At 61.2% G+C, this 5,919-nt stretch carries 5 protein-coding genes and 2 pseudogenes; 5 read left to right on the forward strand and 2 right to left on the reverse strand.

Going from position 1 to position 5,919, the window contains the following annotated elements:
* Nucleotides 1-791 (forward strand): carbamoyltransferase C-terminal domain-containing protein (locus JCM12178_RS16615; protein WP_284690225.1); only part of this gene is annotated, 791 nt, incomplete at its 5' end.
* A 125-nt stretch (nucleotides 792-916) separates the two neighbouring features.
* A complete protein-coding gene (locus JCM12178_RS16620) occupies nucleotides 917-2,854 on the forward strand; it encodes a sensor histidine kinase (RefSeq protein WP_054653049.1) in 1,938 nt (645 codons plus the stop codon).
* 6 nt (nucleotides 2,855-2,860) lie between these two features.
* Here the strand turns inward: JCM12178_RS16620 and JCM12178_RS16625 are convergent, their stop codons facing one another.
* Nucleotides 2,861-3,301 carry an RT0821/Lpp0805 family surface protein gene (locus JCM12178_RS16625; protein ID WP_054653051.1) on the reverse strand — a complete coding sequence of 147 codons (441 nt, stop codon included), beginning with the start codon at nucleotides 3,299-3,301 and terminating at the stop codon, nucleotides 2,861-2,863.
* A gap of 157 nt (nucleotides 3,302-3,458) precedes the next feature.
* Here JCM12178_RS16625 and JCM12178_RS16630 point away from each other — a divergent pair, with 157 nt between their 5' ends.
* On the forward strand, nucleotides 3,459-3,902 hold the full coding sequence (locus JCM12178_RS16630) for a GNAT family N-acetyltransferase (protein ID WP_054653053.1): 444 nt from the start codon (nucleotides 3,459-3,461) through the stop codon (nucleotides 3,900-3,902).
* Here JCM12178_RS16630 and serB read toward each other — a convergent pair.
* Nucleotides 3,899-5,105: pseudogene (gene serB, locus JCM12178_RS16635) on the reverse strand (phosphoserine phosphatase SerB). The gene JCM12178_RS16630 and the pseudogene serB overlap by 4 nt on opposite strands.
* Before the next feature lie 127 nt (nucleotides 5,106-5,232).
* On the opposite strand from serB, the gene JCM12178_RS16640 reads away from it, so the two are divergent.
* Together JCM12178_RS16640 and JCM12178_RS16645 are read left to right on the forward strand one after the other, a co-directional pair.
* Nucleotides 5,233-5,538 carry an ArsR/SmtB family transcription factor gene (locus JCM12178_RS16640; protein ID WP_054653055.1) on the forward strand — a complete coding sequence of 102 codons (306 nt, stop codon included), beginning with the start codon at nucleotides 5,233-5,235 and terminating at the stop codon, nucleotides 5,536-5,538.
* A 4-nt stretch (nucleotides 5,539-5,542) separates the two neighbouring features.
* Nucleotides 5,543-5,919: pseudogene (locus JCM12178_RS16645) on the forward strand (permease); the annotation flags it as partial.

The raw sequence follows: 5,919 nt of genomic DNA on the forward strand, positions 1-5,919 counted from the left end.
ACATCTGGCAGGGCCGCGAACGCATCGCGCAGGAGCATGACGCCATGCGCGGGGCGTACCTCGGCCCGGAGTTCGGCCCCGTTTCCATCGAGCGCACCGCACGCCGGTACAACGCACCATGTCGCAAGTTTGATGACTTTGACGAGCTGTGCGCCGAGGTGGCCGACAAGCTGGCCGAAGGAAACGCCATCGGCTGGTTCCAGGGCCGCATGGAGTACGGTCCGCGCGCCCTCGGCAACCGTTCCATCCTCGGGGACCCGCGTCATCCCGAGATGCAGAAGAAGCTGAACCTCAAGATCAAGTACCGCGAAGGGTTCCGCCCGTTCGCGCCTTCGGTCATGGAAGAGGAAATCGGCAATTATTTCGAGCTGGACAGGCCTTCGCCGTACATGCTGGTGGTGGCACCCGTGGCCGAGGCCCGGCGCAACCCCCTTCCCGATGGGTATGACGACATGGCCATGTACGAGCGCCTGTACGTCCTGCGCTCCGACATCCCGGCCGTCACCCACGTGGACTATTCGGCGCGCATCCAGAGTGTCTCCTCGCGGACCAACCCGCGTTACTGGCAGCTTATCGATGCCTTCCGGAAGAACCACGGCTGCGGGCTGGTGGTGAACACCAGTTTCAACGTGCGCGGTGAGCCCATCGTCTGTTCGCCAGAAGACGCATACCGCTGCTTCATGCGCACCGAAATGGACTGCCTCGTGCTCGGCGACCGTCTTTTCCTCAAGGAGGAGCAGCCCAAGTGGAGCGAGGACGGCGACTGGCGGGAGCACTTCGAGCTGGATTAGCCCCTTTATATATTCCGTTGTGGCAGAGCCAGAGCCGCTCTTTGTGTTGCAATATCCTGTGGCATGGCCTAGGATGCTGAATACTTGGACAGGCCACGCCTGACGGATTGAGCCATGGAGGGGGGATGACGGCTAAAGACGGCGCCAAAAGGGGCAGCATGCTCTTCCCTGGAAGGGGACGCTCTCTTTCGCGCGATCTTACCGCAAGCCTTGTCGTCATCGTCGTCTTCGTGGCCACGGCCATGATTGCCTATACCTACTGGCATCAGTCTCGCGACATGCGGGACGCCGCACAGCGAAAAGCCGGGGAACTCACCGCCCGCGTGGTGGAAATCCTCGCCGTTCCCATCTGGAATCTCGACTACGAAAACGCCCGCCTCATCGGCGCAGTGTATGCCCAGAACGAAATGGTTCAGGGCTTTCGCATTTACGGCTCCCGTAACGACGTCATCTACGCCCACGAAAAGATGATCGGCATCAAGCCGGACTTCCGGCGCGTCAAGGACATCGTCTTCGAGGGCCGTACCATCGGCAGGGCAGAAATCGATTTTACATTGCGCGGCGAGCGCGAGCGGCTGGAACGCCAGATGCTCGTGGCCGTCATGCTTATTCTGGTATCCCTCGTGGTCATTCTGGCCGTGACCGGGATACTCCTTCGCGTGCTGCTGGCCACGCCGCTCCAGATACTCCAGCAGGGGATAGGACGGGTTGCCAAAGGCGACTTCTCGTATGATTTTGGAGAGATACACCATCAGGAGCTGATGGATATCGCCGAGCGCTTCCGCAACATGAGCGCCGAGATCGAGGCCCGCGAGCGCAAGCTTCAGGTCATGAACAACACGCTTCAGGAAGCGGAGGAAAAGTATCGCGGCATCTTCGAGAATGCGGTGGAAGGCATCTTCCAGTGTACGCCGGACGGGGAGGTGGTCAACGCCAACCCGGCCATGGCCCGCTTCTTCGGCTACGATACGGTGAAGGAATTCCTGCTCCGGGTTCGCAACGTGAAGAGCCTCATGTTCGTGGACCCCAACCGCGGCGAGGTGTTTCTTGATGCCGTGACCGCCGAGGGTGAGGTCTTCCGTTTCGAGGCCCAGTACCGCAGAAAGGACGGGCGCGTGCTGTGGGGATCGATCAACGCACGGACCGTGTACGACCGAAACGGCAACATCCGTTCCATTGAGGGCATCCTCGAAGATACCACGGACCGCAAGAAAGCTGAGGAAGAGCTGGCCAACCTGAACCGCCACCTCGAACAGTCGGTTCGCAACCGGACCGAGGACCTTGTGCGCAAGGCCCGGGAACTGGAGGATGCCAACCGCAGGTTGCGCGAGCTCGACGAGATGAAGTCCGCGTTCCTTTCCTCGGTTTCGCACGAGCTGCGGACGCCGCTCACGTCGATCCTCGGATTTGCCAAGCTGCTTTCCCGCGATTTTGAAAAGAATTTCCTGCCGCTTGCGGCAGATAAGGACCGTCTGCTCAAGCGTAGCTCCCGCATTATGGAAAACCTTGAGATCATAGGTCAGGAGGGCGAACGCCTGACCCGACTCATCAACGACGTGCTCGATCTGAACAAGATTGAATCCGGTCGCATGGGCTGGCAGGACGAGACCGTGGATCTCTCGGAAGTGATCGCCCGCGCGGTTCAGTCGGTCAAGGGCATCTACGGGCAGCGTTCCAGCGTGCGCCTCATCCGCGACATCGAACCCGGCCTGCCCACGGTCACGGTGGACGCCGACAGGTTGCAGCAGGTGTTCATCAATCTGCTGAACAACGCCGCCAAGTTTACCGAGGAAGGGGCTGTCACGGTCCGGGTCCGGCAGGATGCCGATTTCCTGCGGGTGGAAGTGCAGGATTCCGGCGTAGGCATTGCCGCCGAAGACCTTGAAAGCATCTTCGAGAAGTTCCATCAGTCCAGCGTGAACATCATCAAGGACAAGCCGCAGGGCACCGGTCTCGGTTTGACCATCTGCCGCGAGATCATTGAACATTATGGCGGCAGCATCTGGGTCGAATCCGAACTGGGCGAAGGCAGCAGGTTCATCTTCACGCTGCCCATCAGCTAAGACTCCCTACTGTACCAACCGCCACGTCCCGTCCTCGGCGCGATACGCCGTGGCGTGGACCGTTTCGTGCCGTCCATCCGGGAACCGGGCGGTCAGTTCGACGTCGCGTTCGATGCGCTGATGATTGCTGTAGGCAGGCCTCGGCTCTGCGCGATAGTGTACGCCAGTATCCGGGTTCCGCCATTCGTGCGTCCGTCCCGAGGGGGTGGTTTCAAGCGCGTGGGAGACCTGATTGCGGTCGTACTTGTCCATTTCGTTACCCACGATATACCCGACCAGCAGACCCGCGCCCGCGCCGATGGCCGCGCCCGAGACCTTGTTCTTGAACGTCAGCGCGCCAATGGTGGAGCCGACCAGTGCGCCGATCCCAGCGGCGTTCTGGGCCTTGTTGGCGCAGCCGGGAAGCAGCAGCGTTGCCAAGAGAATAAGGGTGATGAATCTCGTCATGGTTGGTTCTCCTTTTGCCTTGGCAATGGCAAGTGCCGTGCCAGCGTCCAAGGTGCCGAACTTGTTGCAATTCGTTGCACGGCTGTCGAATAGGGCGGCGGAAAATGTCCTATTCTTGCGCAGTGTGACGCATTGATTTCACGCAGGGAGAGCAGAAATGGAACTCGTGAAGATGGAAGCCGGAACCCCGCAGCACGCGCAGGCGTGCAGGCTGCGCTATCGCGCGCTGTTCGAGAAGGCGGGATCATCCTTCGAGTGTGTTTGCGACGAAGACGAAGACGCGAGTCTTCAGGTGGCAGTACAGGCCGAGGGGAGAGTGCTTGCGTGTGGGCGGCTCTGCCGCACCGGGCAGACTTTCTGGCGTATTTCGCAGATGGCCGTGGAGGAGGCGTACCGGGGCCGCGGACTCGGGAGCAGGATTCTGGCAGCGCTGTTGCGCGAGGCCGTGCGCATGGGCGGGGGCCGGATAGAGCTTGCCGCCCGAGACTATGCGGTGGGTTTCTACCGCAGGTTCGGGTTTCTGCCGGTTGGCGAGACGTTCGCCTCGCCCAAGACGGGGTTGCCGCACGTCATGATGGTGATGGAGGTCTCGGCCAACTAGGCCAGTGTCTCGCGGTCGTGCACGCCGAGCAGGTACAGGATGGAATCAAGCCCAAGTGAGCTGATGGCCTGACGCGCGCCCCGCTTGACCGTCGGTTTGGCATGAAACGCGATGCCCAGCCCGGCGAGGTTCAGCATTGGCAGGTCGTTGGCGCCGTCTCCCACGGCGATGACCTGTTGCAGGCTGATTCCTTCCTCTTCGGCGAGCTTTTGAAGCAGTTCCGCCTTCTTTTCGGCGTCCACTATGTCCCCAAGCGCCCGACCCGTCAGCTTGCCGTCCACGATCTCCAGTTCGTTGGCGTAGACGTAGTCGAAGCGAGCCGTTCTCGCAGCCGCTCCCCGAAATAGGTGAACCCGCCCGACAGGATGGCGATGGTGTAACCGACCCGTTTGAGGTTGGTGATGAGCCGCTCCGCGCCTTCGGTCAGCGGCAGGCGGTCGTAGACTTTTTCCAGCACGGATGCGTCAAGGCCTTCCAGCAGGGCCAGCCGTTTGGTCAGGCTTTGCTTGAAGTCCAGTTCGCCGCGCATGGCCGCTTCGGTGATGGCCGCCACCTTTTCTCCCGCGCCCGCTTCTTTTGCGAGCTCGTCGATGACCTCGGCCTGGATGAGGGTCGAGTCCATGTCGAAACAGACCAGCCTGCGGTTGCGGCGGAAGATGTTGTCTTCCTGAAAGGCGATGTCCGCGCCGAGTTCTGCGGACATGTCGAGGAACGCCTTGCGGATGGCGCCGGTATCGGTCGGCTGGCCGCGTACGGAGAATTCCACACAGGCCCGGCCCGAGGCGTTGTCGTCATCCAGTGGCCTGCGGCCGGAGAGTCGGCGGATGGCGTCGATGTTCAGGCCGTTGTCATGGATGATGTCGCGATGCCGGAAATGTGTTCCGCGCTGATGGAGCGGGCCAGCAGGGTGACGATGTGCCGGGGCCTGTCCGCGGCGTCCACCCACGCGCTGTAGCGAGGCTCCTCCAGCGGGTGCAGCTTCATGGTCACGCCCAGCTCGTGGGCCTTGAAAAGCACGTCCTTGAGGACCGGGCGGGAGTCGCTGGGCAGCCGGATCATGATGCCGAGCGTCAGAAAGTCGTGAATGACCACCTGTCCGATGTCCAGAATCTCCACACCGTAATCCGCAAGCACTTTCGAGAGAGAGGCCGTGATCCCCGGACGGTCCTGCCCGGTGACGTGAATGAGTATGATCTGCTCCATGAATCCGCTCCATGCGTGGTTTGGCGGACTTTGGCACAAAACCCGTCAGGAGTAAATCGGGCCGTGCCTCTTGACGTCGGTTTGCAACATGGCTATTTTGCCAAACATGCAAATAGAACAAAAGCCAATGGATGATACCGTTCTGGGGGCCGGGTTGCCGCTGGACCGTTATGCGGACGTATTCAAGGCCCTCGGTCATCCCGCACGGCTGGCAATGGTGTGCGAGCTTTTTGAAGGCGAGCAGTGCGTTTGTCGGCTCAGGGATTTGGTGGGGCTCGATACGTCAACCGTGTCCCGGCACCTCTCGGTGCTCAGACAGGCCGGGGTGGTCCGCTCGCGCAAGCAGGGCAACTGGGCCTATTACGCTCTGGAACTCGAATGCGTGAAACATTTCGTGCAATGTCTCTCCCACAGGGGAGAGGGTAAGGAGTAATAGAATGCAGGATTTACAGATGGCCCCGCAGGAGCCGTGCCCGTGCATGAGCGGCGGTACCGAGCAGGGGAAAGAGTGGAGCAAGGCGCGCATTTTCGGCATCGGCGGCGTGGCGATTGCGCTCTGGTTTCTGGTATACAATTACCTCAAACCGTTTGCGGATATGGTCACGGCCGATGTGTTCGGCCTTGATCCGGCCACGCATCTCGGCGCGGCCGTGGCTTTTTTCGTCTATGACACGCCCAAGGTGCTGTTGCTCCTGACGCTGATCGTGTTTTTCGTGGGCATCCTGCGTTCCTACTTCACCCCGGAACGCGCCCGGGCCATGCTGGCCGGTCGGCGCGAGGTGGCCGGGAACGGCATGGCGGCCCTGCTCGGCGT

It is taken from the genome of Salidesulfovibrio brasiliensis JCM 12178, assembly GCF_001311825.1.
Classification (GTDB): Bacteria; Desulfobacterota; Desulfovibrionia; order Desulfovibrionales; family Desulfovibrionaceae; genus Pseudodesulfovibrio; species Pseudodesulfovibrio brasiliensis.